Raw genomic sequence first — 20,122 nt, forward strand, 5'->3', positions numbered from 1 at the left:
TGTCTTAGTACTTCTCGCGGAGTTCGTTCGCGAGCTCGTCCTCGAGCTCTGCGATGTACTCCTCGTAGTCGTCCTGCACGCCCATGCGGTTCAGTTTCGGGGCGGCGTCGATGTTCTGGATCTCGTCGACCGGGACGCCAGCGTCGAGCGCGTTGAACGCCTCGTCGTTGAACGTCTTGATGGCGTCGAGCATCATGTAGATCTTCTCGGGCTCGCAGTACGTGTCCACGTCGTGGAACGCGTTCTGCTGGAGCCACGCCTCACGGAGGTAGCGCGCGACCTCGAGGGTCAGCTGCTGGTCCTCCGGCAGGGCGTCCTTGCCGACGAGCTGGACGATCTCCTGCAGTTCGGCCTCCTCGTCGAGCACGTCGACGGCCCACTGCCGCTTCTCCGGGAAGTCCTCGCGGACGTTCTCTCGGTACCACGGGTCGAGCTGGTCCTTGTACAGCGAGTAGGACTCGTTCCAGTTGATGGCCGGGAAGTGACGACGCTCGGCGAGGTCCGCGTCCAGCGCCCAGAACGTCTTCACGATACGCAGGGTGTTCTGCGTGACCGGCTCGGAGAAGTCACCGCCCGGGGGCGAGACCGCACCGATGGCGGACACGGAGCCCTCCGTGCCGTTGATGTTCTCGAACTTGCCGGCACGCTCGTAGAACTCGCTCAGGCGCGCGGCGAGGTACGCGGGGTACCCCTCCTCGCCGGGCATCTCCTCGAGACGCGAGGAGATCTCGCGCATGGCCTCCGCCCACCGCGAGGTGGAGTCGGCCATGAGTGCCACGTCGTACCCCATGTCGCGGAAGTACTCCGCGATGGTGATACCCGTGTACACACAGGACTCACGCGCGGCGACCGGCATGTTGGACGTGTTCGCGATGAGGCACGTCCGGGACATGAGCGGCTTGCCCGTCATCGGGTCCTCCAGCTCCGGGAAGTCCTCGATGACCTCGGTCATCTCGTTGCCACGCTCGCCACAGCCGACGTAGACGACGATGTCCGCGTCGGCCCACTTCGCGAGCTGGTGCTGAGTGACCGTCTTCCCGGAGCCGAACGGCCCCGGAATCGCGGCCGTCCCACCCTTCGCGATGGGGAACAGGCCGTCGAGGATACGCTGGCCGGAGACGAGCGGTTCGCGCGGCGTGCGCTTCTCCTCGGAGGGACGGGCACGACGGACCGGCCACTCCTGGTGCATGGAGATCTCCTCGCCGTTGTCCAGCTCGACGACCGTCTCCGTGACGGTGAAGTTGCCGGACTCGATGGCCGTGACCTCGCCACCCTCGTAGTCGGGCGGCACCATCACCTTGTGGGTGATGCTCTCGGTCTCCGGGACGGTCCCGACGATGTCGCCCGCGGCGACCTCGTCACCTTCTTCGACCTCGGGGGTGAACTCCCAGGTCTTCTCCATGTCGATACCCGGCGCGTCGACACCGCGGTCGAGGAACGCCGAGTTCATCTTCTCCTCCAGCTCGTCGAGCGGGCGCTGGACGCCGTCGTAGATGGCGTCCAGCATGCCCGGCCCGAGGTCGACCGACAGCGGCTCGCCCGTGTTCTCGACGGGTTCGCCGGGGCCGACACCGGAGGTCTCCTCGTACACCTGAATCGTGGTCAGGTTCCCTTCGATCTCGATGACCTCGCCCATCAGACCTTCGTCGCCGACGTAGACGACGTCGTTCATCCGGGCGTCGAGGTCCGCAGCGGTCACGACGGGACCGCTCACGCTCTCGATGACGCCGTCCTCGCGGACGGAGTCGGATTCTGTTGCTTGACTCATGGTTTAGTCTTCATCCATCAGGTCGATGCCGATGGCTCGTTTGATCTGGTCGCGCAGTCCGCTGCTTCCCGAGTCGCCACCCAGCGTGACGAACACCGGTTCGACGCTGGTCTCGACCGTCTTCCGCGGGTCGCGGGAGAGGTAGTCGAGGTCGTCGGCGTGCATGACGACGATGCCGATACCGTCGTCTTCCGCGACGCGCCGAACGGCGTCGTCGAGTTCCGCCTCTTTCTCGTCGTCCGGGACGTTCTCGAACGCCCGCACGCCGGCGAGCCGGAACCCGGTGGTGAAGTCCGGACTGCCGATGACAGCTATCTCCTGGCTCATATGGTCACCAGCTCCGCTTCGATCTCCTCTTCGTTCAGGCCCGCTTCCTTGCCGCGCGCGATGGCGCGGATGTTGTCGATCTCTCGCTCCTTCGCGATGAGGTAGGCGAGGACCGGACAGATAGAGAGCGGGAACACGTGGGACAGGTGGTCCGCGTACTCCTGCAGGGCCGCGTCGAGCGCGCGCTCGAAGCCGATGAGGCTCTCTGCGTCCTCCAGTTCGGTGAGTGCGGCCGAGAGGTCGTCACCGTACGTGCTGTCGCGGATGCGTGCGACGAGTTCGTCGGTGTTGCCGACCAGCTGCGTGAGTTCCGCGGCGTCGAACAGTCGCCCACCCTCGATGTAGTACTCCGAGGGGTCGATGTCCGCGCCACTGCGGGCCAGCCGCAGCGCGTTCCGGACGTTGCGGAAGTCGATCTCCGCCTGCAGGAACTCCAGGTACAGCGCGGCCGGGCTGTCGACGGCGTCGGGCGAGCCGACCTCGTCGAGCAGGTGCTCGTAGAACGCGCGGTCGACGGCGTTCTCGAGCGGGACGAGGACGTTCGCCTCCTGGTACTCCTCGAACGCCGACTGCAGGCCGGGGCCGAAGAGGGTCCCGTCGAGCAGTTCGACGGCGTCCTCGATGGACTGTGCCTCGAGGAGTCGCTGCAGGAAGCCTTCCTCGAACTCACCGGCGTTGATGAGGTCGTCCTCGACCTCCTCGGCCGGCGTCTCCGCGTACAGGCCGCGCAGGACCGTCTTGACGTTCCACGCGTCGAACTTGCGCAGGTACGCCGCGACCTGGTTGTAGATGCGGCCGTTCGACCACTCCAGCACGTCGTCGAAGTTCTTCGCGAGGTTACGGTTGAGCGCGTACTCGATGAGGTCGACCCCGCTGTACCGGGAGCCGAGCGCGTTCATCTCGGCCTCGTACTCGGTCTCCTCCATGTAGCGGGCGATCTCGCCCGGGCCCATGCGGACGAGCTTCCGGTAGTCCTCGTCGCCGAACAGCTTCGCTCGACGTGCCCTGACGCGGGCGTTGACGTATTCGGGATTCGAACCGCGGTCGCTCTGGCTCATTGCTCGTCGAACAGCCGGGAGCTTATCTCCTTGAGGTTGTCCTCCCAGACGTCCTCGAGCACCGAGTCGAACGTGTTGTTGACGCGGAGACGGCTCTCCTCGCTCTCGACGACGACGCCGCCGAGGCAGTCGTACTCGCCGGCGTACTCGTAGCCGTCGTAGTCGGCGAGGATGTCCGTGAGCAGGTCCTCGTCGGAGGCGCGACCGTAGACGGATGCGGTGTCCACGTTCTCGAACTCCTCGGCGGCTGCGTCGAGCAGCGCACGGGTGAGTTCCTCGCGCTGGTCGCCGGACAGGCCGGCGATCTCCGATTCCACGTCCGCACGGACCTGTTCGAGGACGTCGCGTCGTGCCTCGAGGCGCATCTGCTTGGCCTCGAGCTTGGCGCTCGAGAGCTGCTGCTCGCGCTCCTGTTCTACCTTTCGTTCGGCCGCGCGCTCTGCCTCTTCGAGCGTCTCCTCGGCGTCGGCTTGGGCCTCCGAGATGATCTCCTCGGCCTCCGCCTCTGCGTCGTCGCGGATTTCCTCCGCACGCGCGCGGGCTTCGTCTCGTATGTCCTCAACGACTGTTTCCAAACTCATTGTAAGAAGTGGGGGGAGCGGTTTAGACGAAGAGCGCGACCAGCGCGAAGATCACCAGCGTCTCGGGCAGGACCGTCAGAACGATCCCGATACCGGTGGAGATGGAGTCTTCGGCGAGTGCGCCGACTGCGGCGGCACCGATGCCGCGTTCTGCGTACCCTGCACCGATCGCGGCCAGCCCGATACCGAGAGCTGCGCCGGAGTCCGCGGGGATCGCAGGAGCGTTGCCCTCTCCCTGCAGGGCGATGTCTGTTACGTTGTTCAGTGCGGTCATACCGACGTCGGCGAGAGCTTCGAACATGTTTACGTATACCTCGTGGTTTGTAACCGGACAATCGCTAATCACCGTACTGGCTTCATAAAACTTCCCAAAAGAAACCGCCGATTCTGCCGCTATAACAGCTAATCGGCGGGTTCCAAGGGGTTTATACTTTCGATTGACGCCGGGTTTCCTGCCAGCTCGAAGAGAAGAATCTGACAGATGGTGAGAGATTTCGCGAGGAATCGTGAACAATCGTTCGAAACCGTGGAGAATCCACTCCGGAACGAGAACGGTCGTGAGAACGGCGGTGGCCGAGGTCAGTCCTCGGTCGTGTAGTTGCGCTCGTAGCCGAACGGCTCGAACACGCGGCCGCCACCCTCGTAGAACTTGTCGAAGAACTCGACGTACTCGAGACGAACCCCCTGCAGGCCTGCGCTCGTGACACCGAGCAGCAGGACGACCAGGTGGCCGACGAGCAGGATGAGGATGCCGGCGAGCGCCATCCCGATGCCACCGTGCATCAGGCCGCCGAACATGACCTCCGTGACCTCGTGGCCGTGGTAGGTCCCCTTCTCGAGCATGTGGACCGGGTCGTGGGTGGTCCCGAAGTGCCACTCCGCGCCCTTGTCCGTCTCGACGACGTACACCCCGAAGAAGAGCAGGTTGACGACGAACGCCATCCCTGCCTTCGCCAGGATGACTGCCCCGATACGCAGGTAGGACAGGACGTTGACGAGCACGTTGACGGACTCGAGCAGCCCGACGAGGACGCCGAAGCCGCCCATGTGCTGGACCTCGCCGTAGATCATCACGACGAGACCGACGACGAACAGCCCCAGACCGAGGCTACCGATGGCCGGCGAGAAGCCGGTGAACCCGAGGTTGTAGACGGCATCGGGGCCACCGAAGGACTGGAACAGGAAGTCCGGCTTCAGGCCCTCGGCCTGCGTGCTGAAGATCCACATCCAGACGCCGAACATCATCGTCGCCCACGAACCGTTGTGGACGAACGCGTCGGCGAAGCCGTGGTCCATGTCGTTGATGAACCCGAAGACGTACCCCACCGTCAGGTGGAACAGACCGAGCAGCATGCTCACGACGAGCCAGGTCTGGCCGTAGGCCAGGTACTTGGGCTGGAGCCCCTTGTGCATCGGCGGGCTGCCGCCGAAGAGGACCTCACCAAGCACGTGCAGTCCGAATATCTCGCCGTACAGGATGCCGAAGAGCATCGTGAAGCCACCGGCCCAGAGGCCGATGCCACCGAGCGCCTTCAGCGCGTTGCTGCTGGTCCGCGTGTACAGCAGGAAGCCGACCGCGACGTAGATGAGCCCGTACCCGAGGTCACCCAGCATGAACCCGTAGAACAGCGGGAACGTCAGCAGCAGGATGATGGTCGGGTCGAGTTCCGTGTACTTCGGTCGGTTGACCATCTCGATGAGGAACTCGAAGGGCTCTGCGGCCTTGTTGTTCTGCTGGATGGTCGGCGGGTCGTCGTTCATCGTGACGACGCCACCGTCCGCGGCCGCCTCGGCACCGCTGCCGGTGCCGTGAGACTCGTCCTGGACCTCGGAGGAACCGACCGCGTGGCCCTCGTGGTAGTCCGCGCGTTCGATCTCTTGGACCTCGGCGTGGTCGCCGACCGCGGCGTCGAGTTCGCGCTTGAGGGTGTCGACCTCGTCGGTCGGGAGCCAGCCCTCGGCGACGAAGGCGTTCTCCGTCGTCGCGAACTGCAGCGGCGCCTCGGCCTTCTGGACGTCGATGGACAGGCGCTCCTCCGCGGCCAGCAGGAAGCCGGCGGCGTCGAGGCGCAGGTCCTCGAGTTCGTCCTCGACCGTCGAGAGCTTCGACTGGAGCTGCTGCTTGCGGTGACGCAGCTGCTCGATGTAGTCGGACGGGTCGCCCTCGCCGTCGGGGACCTCCTGTCGCGTGAAGTTCGCGCGGACGAGGAGGTCGTCGAGGATGCTGTCGCGGGCGTTCGACTCGGGGTACGCGAAGACGGCGACGAGGTCGCCGCCACCGGTCTCGACGTCGAACTCGCGGATGCCCTTCGCGTCCTGGAGTTCGGCCTCGACCGCGTCGACGTCGCCTTCACCGACGGCGACGCGCAGCGAGTCGTAGCCGGAGAGCAGGTGGAGCGGGATACCGAGCTCGGCGAACGGCGCGAGCGACGAGATCTGCTCGTCGAGTTCGCGCAGTTCGGTCTCGAGCTCGCTCCGACGGTCGTCGAGACGGTTCGCCTCCTGGCGAACCTCTTCGAGCTCCTCGTCGAGCGCGTCGTCCGTGACGATACGGCTCGGGCCGGCGTGTTCGGCCTCGACACCGAGGATGCTCTTGATGGAGCGGACCGTGACCAGTTTCTCTGAGGCGCCTTCGGCGCCCTCGACCGGGTTCCCGTTGGAGAACCCGTCCCAGGAGCCGTCGTAGTCGCTCAGGTGAACCAGGCGGAGGTCGTGTACCGTCTCGATGACGTCGTCCATGACGGACTTCGAGCCCGTCACGGACACCTTGCTCATTTGCTCAGGTCTGAGCATGTACCTCCTCCGTGAATGTTTCGAGGACGTAGTCGACGACCTCGCTCGTGCGTCCCTCGGCGCGGGTACGGAGTTCCTCGCGCTCCGCCTCTCCCTGCTCGAGGATCTGCTCGCGTTCTTCCGCTATCTCCTCGCGAGCTTCCTCGAGGCGGTTCGACTCGAGTTCACGTGCCTCCTCCTCCGCCTCCTGGCGGATCTCTTCGGCACGTTCCCGGGCCTCGGCGATGCGCTCGTCGCGGTCGGCTTCCGCCTCGGCGACGATGTCGTCGGCCTCCGTCTCGGCCGTCTGAATTCGTTCGAGAACCTCTGGCCTCGGCATGGCTTGAACACGCGTGAGTTTACATAGCGGCTATAAGGTAGTTGCGAAAGGTGCTGGAATGGCGTTTCGACCGACTGTGGCAACGATTCACGAACGTTCGGACACGACTCAATCGCGACAGAACTATGGCGTGAGGTTCCTAACCACCGGCCAATGGGAATCCTCGAAAACAAGGCTCGTGCACGCCTGTTCTACAAGTATCTCTCGAAGGTGTACGACACCATCAACCCGTTCATCTGGAACGAGGAGATGCGGACGGAAGCCATCGGGATGCTCGACATCGAGCCGGACGACCGCGTCCTCGACGTCGGCTGTGGCACCGGCTTCGCGACCGAGGGGCTGCTGGCCCACGAGAACGTCGACGAGGTCTGGGGCCTCGACCAGAGTCCCGACCAGCTCGAGAAGGCCTACGCCAAGTTCGGCAAGCACGGCCCGGTGCACTTCCACCTCGGCGACGCCGAACGCCTCCCCTTCGCGACCGATAGCTTCGACGTCATCTGGTCGTCGGGCTCCATCGAGTACTGGCCGAACCCCGTGCGCGCGCTGCGCGAGTTCCGGCGCGTGGTCAAACCCGGTGGGCAGGTGCTCGTCGTCGGCCCGAACTACCCGAAGACGACGGTGATGCAGAAGGTCGCCGACGCCATCATGCTGTTCTACGACGAGGAGGAGGCGGACGAGATGTTCACCGCCGCCGGGTTCGAGGACATCCAGCACCGGCTGATGGGCCCGGACTACGACCCCGACATCGCCATCACGACCGTCGCACGCGCCCCCACGAAGGACGACGAGGACGCCGACGCGGTCGCGAGCGAGGCCGTCGAGGACGAGACCAGCGCCGAAGCCGAAGCCTGAGGCCCTACCCGCGAGCGACCGTCGCGACCCGACCGACCACCAGTTCTCCGCTGTAGACCGTCACCACGACCCGCGAGTCCGCCGCGAGCGCCGGGTGGTTCGTCCCCGCGACCCGGAGACTCGCCGACTCGCCCGCAGTCCACGTCTGGTCCGTGGCCGTGTTGAACGGCCCCGTCGGTCCCGGCGCGAACCCGCTCGCGGAGAAGAACGGGACCGGCGGCTGGTGTCTGAGTTCCGTCCCGTTCACCGTCACGACAACCCGGATGGCGTCCACGTCCACCGACTCGCCCCCGGTGTGGGTCACGCTGATGCGTCCCGTGTCGGCGTCGGCGGTCGCGGTGAAACTGGCCCGGGGCGATTCGGCGGGTGGCGTCTCCGAGACGCCGACCACCACGACGCTCGCCAGCACGAGCGTCACTGCGAGCAACAGGGCGGTACCGACGACCGGGGAGACTGCACGGGCTGAGAGCACGCCGACTCTGGCCGCGGCTTCGGATAAAAAGGGTCGCCTGCTGCTACGGGGACTGCGACGGCGTGACGGTGACGTTGATGGGTCCCTGCGGGAGTTCGACGGTGACCTCGTAGGTTCCCTTCGGCTGGGCGTACCAGAGGACGCCGTCCTCGTCCGTCTGCCCGATGGTGGTGTCCCCGACCGTCACGGGTGCCGCCACCGGGTCATCGGTGAGGACGTTCTGGACCTGGATGCGGGCCGGGCCCCCGTTGGCCGTCTCGTTGATGACGACCTCGACGCCGTAGTCGGTCGCGTTGAAACTGTTGCTCTCGGGGAGCGAGGAGACCGTCAGTCGCTGGTACTCCCGGTAGACGTTCTGCTGGGAGCCGTCGACGTAGATGCGGATCGACCCCTGGTCGAGCGGGCTCTCGTAGAACCAGCTCCCGCGCTTGAACTCCCAGATGGTCGCGCCCGAACTCTGCCGGACGTAGGGGTAGCGGTTCTCGATGTACTCGAAGAACTCGCTCCGGTTCGCGAAGCCCTCGGCCGAGTCCGGGTCGAGGTGGTCCAGTCTGACCGCCTCGCGGTAGTACTCGGTGTCCGGCCCGGCCTCCACGAGCATCTGCAGGACGACCCCGGACTGGGAGCCACGGACCTGCACCGCCACCTGCTCGGACCCCCCGTCGAACATCCGCTGGTAGAGCGCCAGCCGCGCCGGGCTGCTGTACTCGTTCGCCTGTCTGGTGACGTAGCCAAGCGAGATACCGGTCGACCGTTCCAGCCGCCTGATGGTCTCTTTCGTCTGCTCGGCACGGTGGCCGACGAACGCGAGTTGCTTCAGGAGCTGTGCCTTGGAGAGCTCGCCCGTGCCGTACGCTTCGATGGCCTGTCGTTCCTGTCGCTCGAGGGTATCGACGCGCGACTCCATCTCGGCTATCGCCGTCTCGACGAGGGCTTCGCGCTCCGCGTCCGACGACGCTGCGGCCAGCCGGACCGAGAGGAGCTGGAGTTCGTACCCGCTGTCGACCGTCTCCCGGTTCACGCTGACCGCGGCCCCGAAGTCGAGGCCGGGGCTGTCGTACCCCTGTCTCTCGACGGTGTCGAGTTCGAGTCGTCGGGTCGTCTCGTTCGACACGAAGGACTCGGTCACCACCGTCGTGGTGTCTGGTGCGGGGGAGGGAGAAGCGGCGGGGGCTGGTGCGCTGGCCATCGTCCCGACCGGCGAGAGGACGAGGAAGGCCACCAGGGCGACGCACGTGAGACGTCTCATTGTTCGTGCGTACATCGCGACGATACAAAAACCGGTCGACGTGTCCCGAACGCCCTCGAAAACGGTCGAGAGCCGGCGAGACATTTCAAAACGGCGTCTGATGTTTTATCTCGATGGAAAGCGTTTTTTCCCCGCGGCATGGACGCACCTGTATGCGGTCCCTCTCTGCACTCGCAGCCGCCCTCCTCGTGCTCGCGCTCTTCGCGGGGGTGAGCACCGGCGTCCCGAGCGACGCGCATCCCGGGACACACTCCGCGTCGCCGTCGCTGTCCGGCGAGCAGACGTCGTTCGAGCCAGCGGAGCCGGGGACCATCATCGAGATCAACGTCACCGCGTCCGGTGACGCACGCTGGTCCATCTCGTATCGCTACGTCCTCGAGGGCGAGAACGAGACGACCGCGTTCAGGCAGTACGGGCGAGCCGTGACGAAGGGCCAGGAGGAGGTCCAGTTCTCCCCGTCGCTGTTCCAGCAGTTCGCCGACCAGGCCGGGGCGTGGACCGGCCGCGAGATGCAGATCAGGGACACCTCGTGGGCGGAACCGGTCGTCCGGGAACCGGCGCGGACGAGCACCGTGACGACCATCCCGACCACGTCCGAAGCCGAGGACGAGACGAAGGTCGGCGTCCTGACCTACACGTTCACGTGGACGAACTTCGCGCAGGTGCAGGGTAGCGAGGTCGTCGTGGGCGACGCCTTCGGGACCGAGAACGAGACGTGGTTCCCGCGGCTGTACGACGGGCAGCGCCTCGTCATCAACGAACCCGAGAACTTCGTCATCACCACCTCGCCCGCGAACAAGGGCCCACAGAACAGCACCCTCGTCTGGGACGGCCCGGCGACGTTCGAACCCGGGTACATCGAGGCGGTGTACGTCCCGCGAGGTGGCGCCGGGTCGGAGACGACGCCCCCTGGCGGGGAGAACGAGGGTGGCCTCCCGCTCCAGTTGCTCGGGTTCGGCCTCCTCGTCCTGCTCGTCGGCGCCGGCAGTTACCTGTTCGCGCGCTGGCAGACCGAGCGCGAACAGTCCACCCCGGCCGCCACGCCGAACGGGGGCCACGAGTCCGCAACCGCCGACACCACGGAGACCGAGCCGTCGCCGGACACCGCCCCCAGCGAAGCGGGCGGGGCAGAGGGCGCGACGACGCCCGAGCCGACCGACGGTGCGGCTGCGGCCGGTGCCGGCGCAGCCGCGGTGGACGAAGTCGACGAGACCGAGCCCGACGAGGCCGTACCCGTCGCCGAGGAGGAAGAGGACCCCATCGACGTCGAGCTCCTCTCCGACGAGGAGCGGGTCCTCCGGCTGCTCCGGCAGAACAACGGCCGGATGAAGCAGGCGAACATCGTCAAGGAGACGGGCTGGTCGAACGCGAAGGTCTCGCAGTTGCTCTCCGGGATGGACGACGACGACGAGATCGAGAAGCTCCGCATCGGCCGGGAGAACCTCATCACGCTCCCGGGCGAGAGCATCGGCGACTTCGACGACGACAACTGACAAACGATTTTCACAGGAACCGGCGTTTCGTAACCATTTACGTAGGTGCCGGCACAACCTGCCTCTGATGAAGGTTCTCGTCACCGTCAAGGAGGTGGCTGCCGTCGAGGACGAATTCCAGATCGATGGCACGTCCATCGACGAGACGTACCTCGAATACGACCTCAACGAGTGGGACGACTACGCGGTCGAAGAAGCCGTCCAGCTCCAGGAGAACGGCATCGCCGACGAAGTCGTCGCCGTGACCATCGGGCCGGAGCGGTCCGAGGAGACCATCCGGATGGCCCTCGCGAAGGGCGCGGACCGTGCGATCCGCGTCTGGGACGACGCCCTCGCGGACACCGACCTGCTCGACGTCGGTGCGAAGACACGCATCCTCTCGGCCGTCGTCGCCGAGGAGGACCCGGACCTCGTGCTCAGCGGCGTCCAGGCCGACGACGACGGGTTCGGCGCGACGGGCGTCTCGCTCGCCGACGAGATCGACTACGAGTGGGCCGCGGTCGTGAACGACCTCGACCACGACGCGCTCGAGGGCGAGAACGTCGCGAAGGTCCACCGCGAACTGGAGGGTGGCGTCGAGGAGCTGACCGACGTGGAGCTCCCCGCCGTCCTCACCATCCAGACCGGTATCAACGAGCCGCGCTACGCCAGCCTGCGCGGCATCCGGATGGCCCAGCGCAAGGAGATCGACCCCAAGACGCTCGCCGACCTCGGGCTGGACGCCGAGGCCGTCGCCAACGACCTGGAACTCACCGACATGTACGAACCCGAGTCCGAAGGGGACGCCACGTACTTCGAGGGCGGCCCGGAGGACGAAGCCGCACAGCTCGCTGACCTCCTGCGGGAGAAGGGGGTGGGTGCGCAATGAGCGACATCCTCGCAATCGCCGAGCACCGCCGCGGTGAACTGCGCGACGTGAGCTTCGAACTCGTCACGGCCGGCCGCGAACTCGCGGACGCCACCGGGGGCGACCTCCACGTCGCCGTCATCTCCGGCAACCTCGACGACTTCGCCGAGCAGCTCAAGCTCGAGGGCGTCGACACCATCCACACCGTCTCCAACGGTGAGGAGTTCAACCACGACGTGTACGCCCAGGCCGTCGAGCAGCTCTACGACGCCATCGGGCCGCAGGTCCTGCTCATGCCGAACTCGGTCAACGGGCTGGACTACGCGCCCGCGGTGGCCAACAGTCTCGACCTGCCCTACGTCAGCGACGTGGTCGGCATGGATATCGACGGCGACACCCTGACCGCCACGCGCGAGATGTACGGCGGGAAGGTCGAGACCACCACCGACGTCCCGGCCGAGCACGTCGCGGTCTCCATCCGTGGCGCCGAGTGGCCGACGACCGAGGCCACCGCCGACGCGGCCGTCGAGTCCTTCGACGTGGACATCGACGAGGACGCGGTCCGGTCGACCGTCACCGGCTTCGAGGAGGTCGGCGGCGGCGACGTCGACATCAGCGAGGCGGACGTGCTCGTCAGCGTCGGCCGCGGCATCGAGGAGGAGGACAACCTCGACCTCATCTTCGACCTCGCCGAGGCGCTGGACGCGACGGTCTCGTCCTCGCGTCCCATCGTCGACGCCGGCTGGCTCCCGAAGAACCGGCAGGTCGGCCAGTCCGGGAAGGTCGTCACGCCCGACGTGTACATCGCCATCGGCATCTCCGGGGCGGTCCAGCACGTCGCCGGCATGAAGGGTGCCGACACCATCGTCGCCATCAACACCGACCCGAACGCGCCCATCTACGACATCGCGGACTACGGTATCGTCGACGACCTGTTCGAGGTCGTCCCGGCGCTCACCGAGCAGTTCTCCTGAGGGAGCGGCCCGTTTTTGGTCCAGCTTTTTCCGTGGTTCCCCCGGAACCCGGAAAAAGGTGGTCGTAGGTCGTCCCGGCGCTCACCGAGCAGTTCTCCTGAGGGAGCGGCCCGTTTTTCGTCCTGTTTTTTCTGCGGGTCCGGAGCAGCGTCCGCCATCCAGAGGTACATCTAGTCTCTGTTAGTTCGGGGCGGGCCGTGGTATCGTGACCCCCATGAGAACTGTACTCGTTCTCTCGAAAACGTGGGTAACAATACCATACAACACTCATTGTAAATCGGCAATCAGATATAAGTCCCTGAAAAGATAGTTGACGACTCATGGAGAGGACCTCTACGAGGCGAGCGGTAATGGCCGGTGCTGGCGGTGGCATCGCGTCCGCGCTCGCCGGGTGCACGTCCGTCGTTCCTGGGATGGGAGACGACGGCGACCCTGCCGACGACACGGAGACAGCGACGAGACAGTTCGACGAGAGCGAGACGTACATCGGGATGCTGTACGCGACCGGTGGGCTGGGCGACGACTCGTTCAACGACATGGCCAACCGCGGCGTCAAACTGGCGCGCGTCCGCCACGGAATCGAGTACAAGAACGAGGTGCCGGCGGGCGTCGACGAGATCGGGACGCTCCAGGCCCAGTACGCGAAGTCCGCGCAACCGGCGTTCGACCTCACGGTCTGCGTCGGGTTCCTGCAGCAGGAACCGCTCTCGAAGACCGCGAAACAGTACCCCGACCAGCGGTTCATGCTGGTCGACTCGGTCGTCGACCGGGACAACGTGGCGAACTACGTGTTCAAGGAGCACGAGGGCTCGTTCCAGGTGGGGGTACTGGCGGGCGCACTGACCGGGCAGGGGTTCTCGGCCGGCGCCGGCCAGACCCGGCTCGACCGGAAGACCGTCGGCTTCGTCGGCGGCATCGAGTCCGGGCTCATCAAGAAGTTCGAGGCCGGGTTCATGGCGGGCGCGAAGCACGCCGACCCCGACGTCGAGGTACTCAGCGAGTACGTCGGCAGTTTCAGCGACATCGAGGGCGGCAAGCAGGCCGCCCAGTCGATGTACGACGAGGGCGCGGACATCGTCTACCACGCGGCCGGTGGGACCGGCCTCGGCGTCTTCCAGGCCGCCCAGCAGAACGGGCGCTTCGCCATCGGCGTCGACTCTGACCAGTCCGAGTCCGACCCGCGGTACGCGAACGTCATCCTCGCGAGCATGGTCAAGCGGGTCGACACGGCGGTGTTCAACGCCATCCAGAACGTCCACGAGGGCGAGTACAACGGCGGCTCCGTCCAGTCGCTCGGCCTCGAACAGGACGGCGTCGCGGTGGCGTACGGGAACGACCTCGGGCCACAGATACCCGAGACGGCGACCAACCAGATCGACGACACCCGGTCGAAGATCGTGAACGGGGAGATCGACGTGCCGACGACGCCGGAGGAGGTCTGAGATGGCGGACGACTCTCGCTCCATCGGCGCGCTGCTCACGCCGGGGTTCATCCGGCGTCGCTACTCGCTGAAGTTCGCCGTCTCCATCCTGCTCGTCGTCGTCGTCATCGGGTCGGTCGGTGCCGTCGGCTACGTGCAGACGAAGGACACGGTCGAATCGAACACCAAGGTCCAGCTCCAGGAGACGAGTTCGCTCCGGGCGTCCTCGCTCTCGGAGTGGACCGACAGCATGCGCATCCAGACCCGGGCCGTCTCCGCGAGCGAGGAACTCCGGAGCGACCAGGACGGGACCGCAGAACGGTACCTGCAGACCCGTGAATCCCGGCTGTCCGCGGACATCCTCGGGATGCACATGGTCAACAGCTCGACCGGCGAGGTGATGGCGAGCACGGACCCCATCGAGGGCTTCGCGCTCGAGGAACTCGGCGTCCCGTGGGCCCAGGCTGACCTGACGGGCCAGACCGCCGAGGAGGCCGACCAGGTGTGGGTCTCCGACAGCTCCTACGAGTCGCCCCTGACCCCGTACACGCGCGGGAACGTGGTGGCCTTTGCGAGCGCGGTGCCGAACACCGAGGACCGCTACGTGGTCGTCGTGACGCGTATCCAGAGCCACCTCGACACCATCAAGGACTCCGAGACGGAGGGCCAGACCCGCATCATCAACGAGAACGGCGGGACGGTCCTGACGCCCGGCGGCTCCATCGACCAGAACGTCCACGGCGACGGGCTCCAGACCGCCCGCTCGTCCGACGACACGGCGTTCGCGACCGCCGGTGGACAGGTACACGCGTACGCGCCCGTGGAGGGGACCGACTGGGTCGCCATCACGAGCGTCGACACCGAGACGGCGTTCGCCGTGCGCGACACCGTCGGCCAGAACGTCCTGTTCATCGTGGTCAGCGGCCTGGTCGCGCTCGGCTTCGTCGGCGTCGTGCTCGGTCGCCAGACCGTCACGCCGCTGTCGCGCCTGCGCGACCGCGCCAGCCAGATGGAGGAGGGCAACCTGAACGTCGACCTCGAGACGGGTCGCGTCGACGAGATCGGCCGGCTGTACGACGGCTTCGCCGAGATGCGCGACTCGCTCCGGAACCAGATCCAGGAGGCAGAGGCCGCCCGCAGCGAGGCCGAGGCCGCCCGGAACGAGGCGGAGCAGCTGAACAAGCACCTCGAACGCAAGGCCGACGAGTACTCGCAGGTGATGCAACAGGTCGCCGACGGCGACCTCACCCGGCGCATGGACGCCCAGTCCGAGAACGAGGCGATGACGTCCATCGCGAACGCGTTCAACGACATGATCGCCCAGATGGACGAGACCGTCGCGCAACTGCGCGTCTTCGCGACCTCCGTCGCGAGCGCGTCCGAGGAGGTCACGGCGAGCGCCGAGGAGGTCCAGAGCGCGAGCCAGCAGGTGTCGACGTCGGTCCAGGAGATCTCCGACGGTGCCGAGCGCCAGAACGAGCAGTTCCAGTCCGTCTCCGCCGAGATGGACTCGCTCTCGACGACCACCGAGGAGATCGCCGCCTCCTCCAACGAGGTCGCCGACCTGGCCCAGCGGACCGCCGAGACTGGCAGTGCGGGCCGCGACGCGGCACAGGACGCCATCGACAGCATGGGCGAGATCGAAGAGGAGTCCTCCGACGCGGTCGACGCCATCGAGGAACTCGAGGCCGAGATGGAGCAGATCGACGAACTCATCGAGTTCATCTCCGACCTCGCCAAGGAGACGAACATGCTCGCACTGAACGCGAACATCGAGGCCTCCCGCGGGTCCGCCGACGGGAGTGGCGGTGGCGGGGACGGCTTCGCGGTCGTCGCCCAGCAGGTCAAGGAACTCGCCGCCGAGACGAAGGACGCCGCCGAGGACATCGAGGACCGCCTCGAGGGCATCCAGGAGAAGACCGACCGGACCGCCGAGGAGGTCCAGAAGACCTCGAAGCGCGTCTCCGAGAACCGCGTCGCGGTCGAGAACGCGGCGGACGCGCTCGAGCAGATCGCGACGTACGCCCAGCGGACCAACGACGGCGTCCAGGAGATCTCCGCGGCCTCCGAGGAGCAGGCCGCCTCCACCGAGGATATCGTCGCGATGGTCGACGAGGCCGCGACCATCTCCGAGGAGACCACCGCCGAGGCCGAGAACGTCGCCGCCGCCGCCGAGGAGCAGACCTCCTCGCTGTCGGAGGTCACGAAGAGCGCGTCCAGCCTGGCCCAGCAGGCGTCCCAGCTGAGCCGCGCGCTGGACCGGTTCGAGACCGAGTCGGAGGGGGAGACGGGCGAGGGCCCGCTTCTGGCCGACCAGCTCTCCGTGTCCGGTGACGCGGTCGACGACGCGCCGGCAGACGACGCCAGCGACGACGCGACCAGCGCGTTCGAGTTCGAGCGACCGAACCGGCCGGACCAGGGCGAAGACGACTGAGGTCCACCGCGGACTCCCGCATCGCCCGGTCGCCCGTCTTCGAGATAACCAGTGGCTACCCGTCTGTTTTCGTTCATATCTCCGGACGCGGGAACGATGATAGAATCACCATGCCGAGCGGCGAAAAGTATCCGAAATCGAAGAAAGATACATACGTTTTGGGAAATACTTGCATGTAATGTCAGGTGTGCTGGGACGACTCATACCAGGGCCAATCCGGCGGAGTTACGCGTTGAAGTTCGCGCTCGCACTGTTCAGTGTGCTCGTCATCATCGGTGGTGTCGGCGGGTACATCTACCTCAACACTGGGACGGCACTCCAGGAGGACACGAGCCGCGAGCTCTCGACGAGCGCCGAGATGCAAGCACAGTTCATCGACCAGACGCTGCGTGAGACCAGGACGGCAGTACAGGGGCTGAGTACCGCCGACGCGGTCCAGAGCGAGGGCGGCAGCGACCAGATAACCGCGTTGATGCAGAGTGCGGCGTCACACGAGTACGTCGACTCGATATACTACGTCGATACGTCGTCCGGTGAGATACAGCAGCAGGTTGGCAAGGGCACCGGCGCGAACGGGAACAGCCTCACCGACGCGTTCACGACGAGACTCGACGAGATGGACTCGGCAGCCCCCGGACAGGTCGCGACCAGCGACCCCTTCAGCGTGGAGGACTCGAAGGTGATGGTCGTCCGGAGCGACGTGCCGAACCAGGAAGGCCAGTCGTTCGTCGCGGTGCTCGACATGCAACTGCTGTCGGTGACGGCCCTCCCGCAGGTGAGCTACGGTGAGGTCGTCGTCGTCGACCAGTCCGGGACCGTGATGCTGTCGGCCGAGCGGTCACAGATATTGCAGTCGGACGTCATCTCACCGGACCAGCTCGACGGCGAGGACGACTTCGAGACGCTGGAGACCAGCGACGGGGAGAAGGCCGTCGGGTTCCAGGAGCTGACGACCGAGGACTGGACCGTCACCCGGCGGGTCCCGCAGTCGACGGCGTTCGCCCTGCAGGAGAACATCCTGACCCAGCTCGTGACGATGCTCGGGCTGGCGTTCGGGAGCATCCTCCTCATCGGGATGACCATCGGCCGGAACACGGTCAAGTCGGTCGCGAACCTCTCCGCGAAGGCCGGTGACATCGAGGAGGGCGACCTCCAGACCCAGATCGAGACCGGGCGGGTCGACGAGATCGGTCAGCTGTACAACTCCATCGACAGCATGCGGGGGTCCCTGCAGGAGCAGATCGCCGCGGTCCAGCAGGCCCGGACCGAGGCCGAGCAGGCACAGGCCGAGGCCGAACAGATGAACCGGCACCTCGAACGGAAGGCGGACCAGTACCGCGACGTGATGCAGGCGTGTGCCGCCGGGGACCTCACCCAGCGCATGGACGCCCAGTCCGAGTCCGAGGCGATGGCCGACATCGCCAACGAGTTCAACCGGATGGTCGCGGAGCTGGAGGAGACGACCGACCGCGTCAAGGCGTTCGCGAGCGACGTGGCAACCGCCTCCGAGGAGGTCACCGCGAGTTCCGAGGAGGTCCGCTCCGCGTCCGAACAGGTCACGGAGTCGGTCCAGGAGATCTCCGATGGCGCCGAGCGCCAGAACCAGAGCCTCCAGTCGGTCAACACCGAGATGGACGCGCTCTCGACGACGACCGAGGAGATCGCCGCCTCCTCCAACGAGGTCGCCGACCTCGCCGAGCGCACGGCCCAGACCGGCCGGAGCGGTCGTGACGCCGCGGAGGACGCCATCGAGGGCATGAGCGAGATCCAGGACGAGTCCGCGGAGGCGGTCGACGCCATCGAGGAACTCGAGACCGAGATGGAGCAGATCGACGAGCTCATCGAGTTCATCTCCGGGCTGGCGAAGGAGACGAACATGCTCGCGCTGAACGCCAACATCGAGGCGTCCCGCGGCGGTGGCGGCGAGGGCGACGGTGACGGCTTCGCGGTCGTCGCCCAGCAGGTCAAGGAGCTGGCCCAGGACACCAAGGAGACCGCCGAGGACATCGAGAAGCGCCTCGAGACCATCCAGGACCAGACCGACCGGACCGCCGAGGAGGTCCAGCGCACCTCCAGCCGCATCGCCGAGCACGCCGGCTCGGTGCAGGCCGCGGTCGAGGCACTGGACGAGATCGCCGAGTACGCCCAGCAGACCAACGACGGCGTCCAGGAGATCTCCGCGGCGACCGAACAGCAGGCGGCCTCGACCGAGGAGGTCGTCGCCATGGTCGACGAGGCCGCGACCATCTCCGAGGAGACGACTGCGGAGGCCGAGAACGTCGCCGCCGCCGCCGAGGAGCAGACCACGGCCCTCACCGAGGTGTCGAACAGTGCGAGCGACCTCGCGGACCAGTCCGCCCGCCTGAGCGAGGCACTGGACCGCTTCGAGACCGACACGGAGCGCGTCGAGTCCGAGTCGTGGGGCGACGCGGAGGCCGCCATGTTCGAGGAGGCGGCCGAGGACGAGGACTTCGAGGCGGAGACTCTGGAGACGCCGGACCCCGGTGACGGGCCGGCAGCCGACGGGGACGACGACAGTTTCGAGTTCGGCGACCACTGACCAGAACCACTCCCCACACCTGACGGCCGCCGGCTTTCGTGCGGCCGATTCACAGCTACCTTTCAGCCCCGGCCAGGACGGACACGTTCCGTCACCTACTTTTCGGGGCGTTCCTAAGCGGTCGGTGATGGAGTTCCTGGAGCGGCGGCGTGGGCTGGTCGACGACCGGTTAGTGGAGGTGCTCGACGCCGTCGAGCCCCCCGAACTGGCCGACGAATTGCGACACGTCTCGCTCTCGGGGGGCAAGCGGGTTCGCCCGACCGTGACGGTGCTGGCCTGCGAGACGGCCGGCGGGAACGCCGAGGACGCCGTCGACTTCGGGGTCGGCATCGAACTCGTGCACAACGCGTCGCTGGTCGTCGACGACATCATCGACCAGTCCGACATCCGCCGCGGGACCGCCGCGGCGTGGGCAGAATACGGCTACGGGCCGGCCATCATCGCCTCCGACGGCCTGCTCGGGGAGGCGTTCGCGCTGTTCTCCTCCGAGCCGCAGGCGATGCAGATCGTCTCCGAGGCGATGGTCGAACTCGGCGAGGGCGAGGCGACCGAGATCGTCGCCCAGCCGACGAACGAGCGCGAGTACATGGAGCTCGCCCGCCGGAAGACGGGGGCGCTGTTCCGGGCGGCCGCCGAACTGGGCGCGGTGGCGGCCGGCGCGGACGGCTACACCATCGAGGCGCTTGGCGAGTACGCCGAGCGCGTCGGTATCGCCTTCCAGATCCGCGACGACGTGCTCGACGCGACCGCGGACGCCGACGACCTCGGGAAGCCGACCGGACAGGACGCCGAGATGGACCGGCCCTCGGTCGTGCAGGTGACCGACCTCACGCCCGAGGAGGCCAACGAGCGCGCCGAGGCCGAGGCCGAGGCGGCGCTGGAGGCGCTCTCGAAGGTCGATACGGGCGACACCGAGGCGGCGGAGTACCTGCGTGATTTGGCGCGGTTCGTCGTCGTGCGGGAGCGGTAGTCGG

Annotated in this window: 17 protein-coding genes; 8 read left to right on the plus strand and 9 right to left on the minus strand. The window is 66.7% G+C overall.

Annotation, left to right across the window (positions count from 1 at the left end; all coding sequences use genetic code 11):
- Positions 1–4: 4 nt before the first annotated feature.
- The 7 genes from NOV86_RS09300 to ahaH all read right to left on the minus strand — a co-directional run bounded on the left by NOV86_RS09300 (position 5) and on the right by ahaH (position 6,846).
- Positions 5–1,768, minus strand: a complete 1,764-nt coding sequence (locus tag NOV86_RS09300; protein ID WP_267641067.1) for an ATP synthase subunit A — start codon at positions 1,766–1,768, stop codon at positions 5–7.
- A gap of 3 nt (positions 1,769–1,771) precedes the next feature.
- The gene (locus NOV86_RS09305; RefSeq protein WP_267641068.1) at positions 1,772–2,095 is read right to left on the minus strand and encodes a V-type ATP synthase subunit F; all 324 of its coding nucleotides are present in this window, start codon (positions 2,093–2,095) and stop codon (positions 1,772–1,774) included.
- Complete coding sequence (locus tag NOV86_RS09310; RefSeq protein WP_267641069.1) at positions 2,092–3,153, minus strand: V-type ATP synthase subunit C; 1,062 nt, start codon at positions 3,151–3,153, stop codon at positions 2,092–2,094. The genes NOV86_RS09305 and NOV86_RS09310 overlap by 4 nt, the downstream gene beginning before the upstream one ends.
- Positions 3,150–3,734, minus strand: coding sequence for a V-type ATP synthase subunit E (locus NOV86_RS09315; protein WP_267641070.1), 585 nt, complete (start codon positions 3,732–3,734; stop codon positions 3,150–3,152). The genes NOV86_RS09310 and NOV86_RS09315 overlap by 4 nt, the downstream gene beginning before the upstream one ends.
- Positions 3,735–3,756: 22 nt before the next feature.
- Entirely contained in the window at positions 3,757–4,008 is a 252-nt protein-coding gene (locus NOV86_RS09320) for an ATP synthase subunit C-like protein (RefSeq protein WP_267641722.1), read from the minus strand.
- 305 nt (positions 4,009–4,313) lie between these two features.
- Positions 4,314–6,509 carry a V-type ATP synthase subunit I gene (locus NOV86_RS09325; RefSeq protein WP_368408735.1) on the minus strand — a complete coding sequence of 732 codons (2,196 nt, stop codon included), beginning with the start codon at positions 6,507–6,509 and terminating at the stop codon, positions 4,314–4,316.
- Between the two features lie 4 nt (positions 6,510–6,513).
- Entirely contained in the window at positions 6,514–6,846 is a 333-nt protein-coding gene (gene ahaH, locus NOV86_RS09330) for an ATP synthase archaeal subunit H (RefSeq protein WP_267641072.1), read from the minus strand.
- Between the two features lie 153 nt (positions 6,847–6,999).
- On the opposite strand from ahaH, the gene NOV86_RS09335 reads away from it, so the two are divergent.
- Positions 7,000–7,698, plus strand: a complete 699-nt coding sequence (locus NOV86_RS09335; protein ID WP_267641073.1) for a methyltransferase domain-containing protein — start codon at positions 7,000–7,002, stop codon at positions 7,696–7,698.
- A 4-nt stretch (positions 7,699–7,702) separates the two neighbouring features.
- Here NOV86_RS09335 and NOV86_RS09340 read toward each other — a convergent pair whose 3' ends face one another.
- Together NOV86_RS09340 and NOV86_RS09345 are read right to left on the minus strand one after the other, a co-directional pair.
- Positions 7,703–8,170, minus strand: a complete 468-nt coding sequence (locus tag NOV86_RS09340) for a type IV pilin domain-containing protein (RefSeq protein WP_267641074.1) — start codon at positions 8,168–8,170, stop codon at positions 7,703–7,705.
- A 43-nt stretch (positions 8,171–8,213) separates the two neighbouring features.
- Positions 8,214–9,419: a DUF7096 domain-containing protein gene (locus tag NOV86_RS09345; RefSeq protein WP_267641075.1), complete on the minus strand. Its 1,206-nt coding sequence runs from the start codon at positions 9,417–9,419 to the stop codon at positions 8,214–8,216.
- Between the two features lie 152 nt (positions 9,420–9,571).
- Between NOV86_RS09345 and NOV86_RS09350 the strand changes: the two genes are divergently transcribed.
- The 7 genes from NOV86_RS09350 (at position 9,572) to NOV86_RS09380 (ending at position 20,118) form a co-directional block, all read left to right on the plus strand.
- On the plus strand, positions 9,572–10,912 hold the full coding sequence (locus NOV86_RS09350) for a helix-turn-helix transcriptional regulator (protein ID WP_267641076.1): 1,341 nt from the start codon (positions 9,572–9,574) through the stop codon (positions 10,910–10,912).
- 67 nt (positions 10,913–10,979) lie between these two features.
- On the plus strand, positions 10,980–11,780 hold the full coding sequence (locus tag NOV86_RS09355) for an electron transfer flavoprotein subunit beta/FixA family protein (protein ID WP_267641077.1): 801 nt from the start codon (positions 10,980–10,982) through the stop codon (positions 11,778–11,780).
- A complete protein-coding gene (locus NOV86_RS09360; protein WP_267641078.1) occupies positions 11,777–12,733 on the plus strand; it encodes an electron transfer flavoprotein subunit alpha/FixB family protein in 957 nt (318 codons plus the stop codon). The genes NOV86_RS09355 and NOV86_RS09360 overlap by 4 nt, the downstream gene beginning before the upstream one ends.
- Positions 12,734–13,083: 350 nt before the next feature.
- Positions 13,084–14,175: a BMP family lipoprotein gene (locus NOV86_RS09365; protein ID WP_267641079.1), complete on the plus strand. Its 1,092-nt coding sequence runs from the start codon at positions 13,084–13,086 to the stop codon at positions 14,173–14,175.
- Position 14,176: 1 nt separating this feature from the next.
- Entirely contained in the window at positions 14,177–16,588 is a 2,412-nt protein-coding gene (locus tag NOV86_RS09370; protein WP_267641080.1) for a methyl-accepting chemotaxis protein, read from the plus strand.
- Between the two features lie 232 nt (positions 16,589–16,820).
- Positions 16,821–19,148: a methyl-accepting chemotaxis protein gene (locus NOV86_RS09375; RefSeq protein WP_267641081.1), complete on the plus strand. Its 2,328-nt coding sequence runs from the start codon at positions 16,821–16,823 to the stop codon at positions 19,146–19,148.
- 127 nt (positions 19,149–19,275) lie between these two features.
- Complete coding sequence (locus tag NOV86_RS09380) at positions 19,276–20,118, plus strand: polyprenyl synthetase family protein (protein ID WP_267641082.1); 843 nt, start codon at positions 19,276–19,278, stop codon at positions 20,116–20,118.
- Positions 20,119–20,122: the final 4 nt, after the last annotated feature.

This window comes from Haloarchaeobius amylolyticus (assembly GCF_026616195.1).
In the GTDB taxonomy this organism is placed as follows: domain Archaea; phylum Halobacteriota; class Halobacteria; order Halobacteriales; family Natrialbaceae; genus Haloarchaeobius; species Haloarchaeobius amylolyticus.

Excerpts from the sequence above, each read along its gene's own strand:
- NOV86_RS09320 (WP_267641722.1), bottom strand. The coding sequence starts at position 4,008 with ATGACCGCACTGAACAACGTAACAGACATCGCCCTGCAGGGAGAGGGC.
- NOV86_RS09310 (WP_267641069.1), bottom strand. The coding sequence starts at position 3,153 with ATGAGCCAGAGCGACCGCGGTTCGAATCCCGAATACGTCAACGCCCGC.
- NOV86_RS09360 (WP_267641078.1), top strand. The coding sequence starts at position 11,777 with ATGAGCGACATCCTCGCAATCGCCGAGCACCGCCGCGGTGAACTGCGC.
- NOV86_RS09335 (WP_267641073.1), top strand. The coding sequence starts at position 7,000 with ATGGGAATCCTCGAAAACAAGGCTCGTGCACGCCTGTTCTACAAGTAT.
- NOV86_RS09305 (WP_267641068.1), bottom strand. The coding sequence starts at position 2,095 with ATGAGCCAGGAGATAGCTGTCATCGGCAGTCCGGACTTCACCACCGGG.
- NOV86_RS09350 (WP_267641076.1), top strand. The coding sequence starts at position 9,572 with ATGCGGTCCCTCTCTGCACTCGCAGCCGCCCTCCTCGTGCTCGCGCTC.
- NOV86_RS09315 (WP_267641070.1), bottom strand. The coding sequence starts at position 3,734 with ATGAGTTTGGAAACAGTCGTTGAGGACATACGAGACGAAGCCCGCGCG.
- NOV86_RS09300 (WP_267641067.1), bottom strand. The coding sequence starts at position 1,768 with ATGAGTCAAGCAACAGAATCCGACTCCGTCCGCGAGGACGGCGTCATC.
- NOV86_RS09370 (WP_267641080.1), top strand. The coding sequence starts at position 14,177 with ATGGCGGACGACTCTCGCTCCATCGGCGCGCTGCTCACGCCGGGGTTC.
- NOV86_RS09355 (WP_267641077.1), top strand. The coding sequence starts at position 10,980 with ATGAAGGTTCTCGTCACCGTCAAGGAGGTGGCTGCCGTCGAGGACGAA.
- ahaH (WP_267641072.1), bottom strand. The coding sequence starts at position 6,846 with ATGCCGAGGCCAGAGGTTCTCGAACGAATTCAGACGGCCGAGACGGAG.
- NOV86_RS09325 (WP_368408735.1), bottom strand. The coding sequence starts at position 6,509 with ATGAGCAAGGTGTCCGTGACGGGCTCGAAGTCCGTCATGGACGACGTC.
- NOV86_RS09380 (WP_267641082.1), top strand. The coding sequence starts at position 19,276 with ATGGAGTTCCTGGAGCGGCGGCGTGGGCTGGTCGACGACCGGTTAGTG.
- NOV86_RS09365 (WP_267641079.1), top strand. The coding sequence starts at position 13,084 with ATGGCCGGTGCTGGCGGTGGCATCGCGTCCGCGCTCGCCGGGTGCACG.
- NOV86_RS09345 (WP_267641075.1), bottom strand. The coding sequence starts at position 9,419 with ATGAGACGTCTCACGTGCGTCGCCCTGGTGGCCTTCCTCGTCCTCTCG.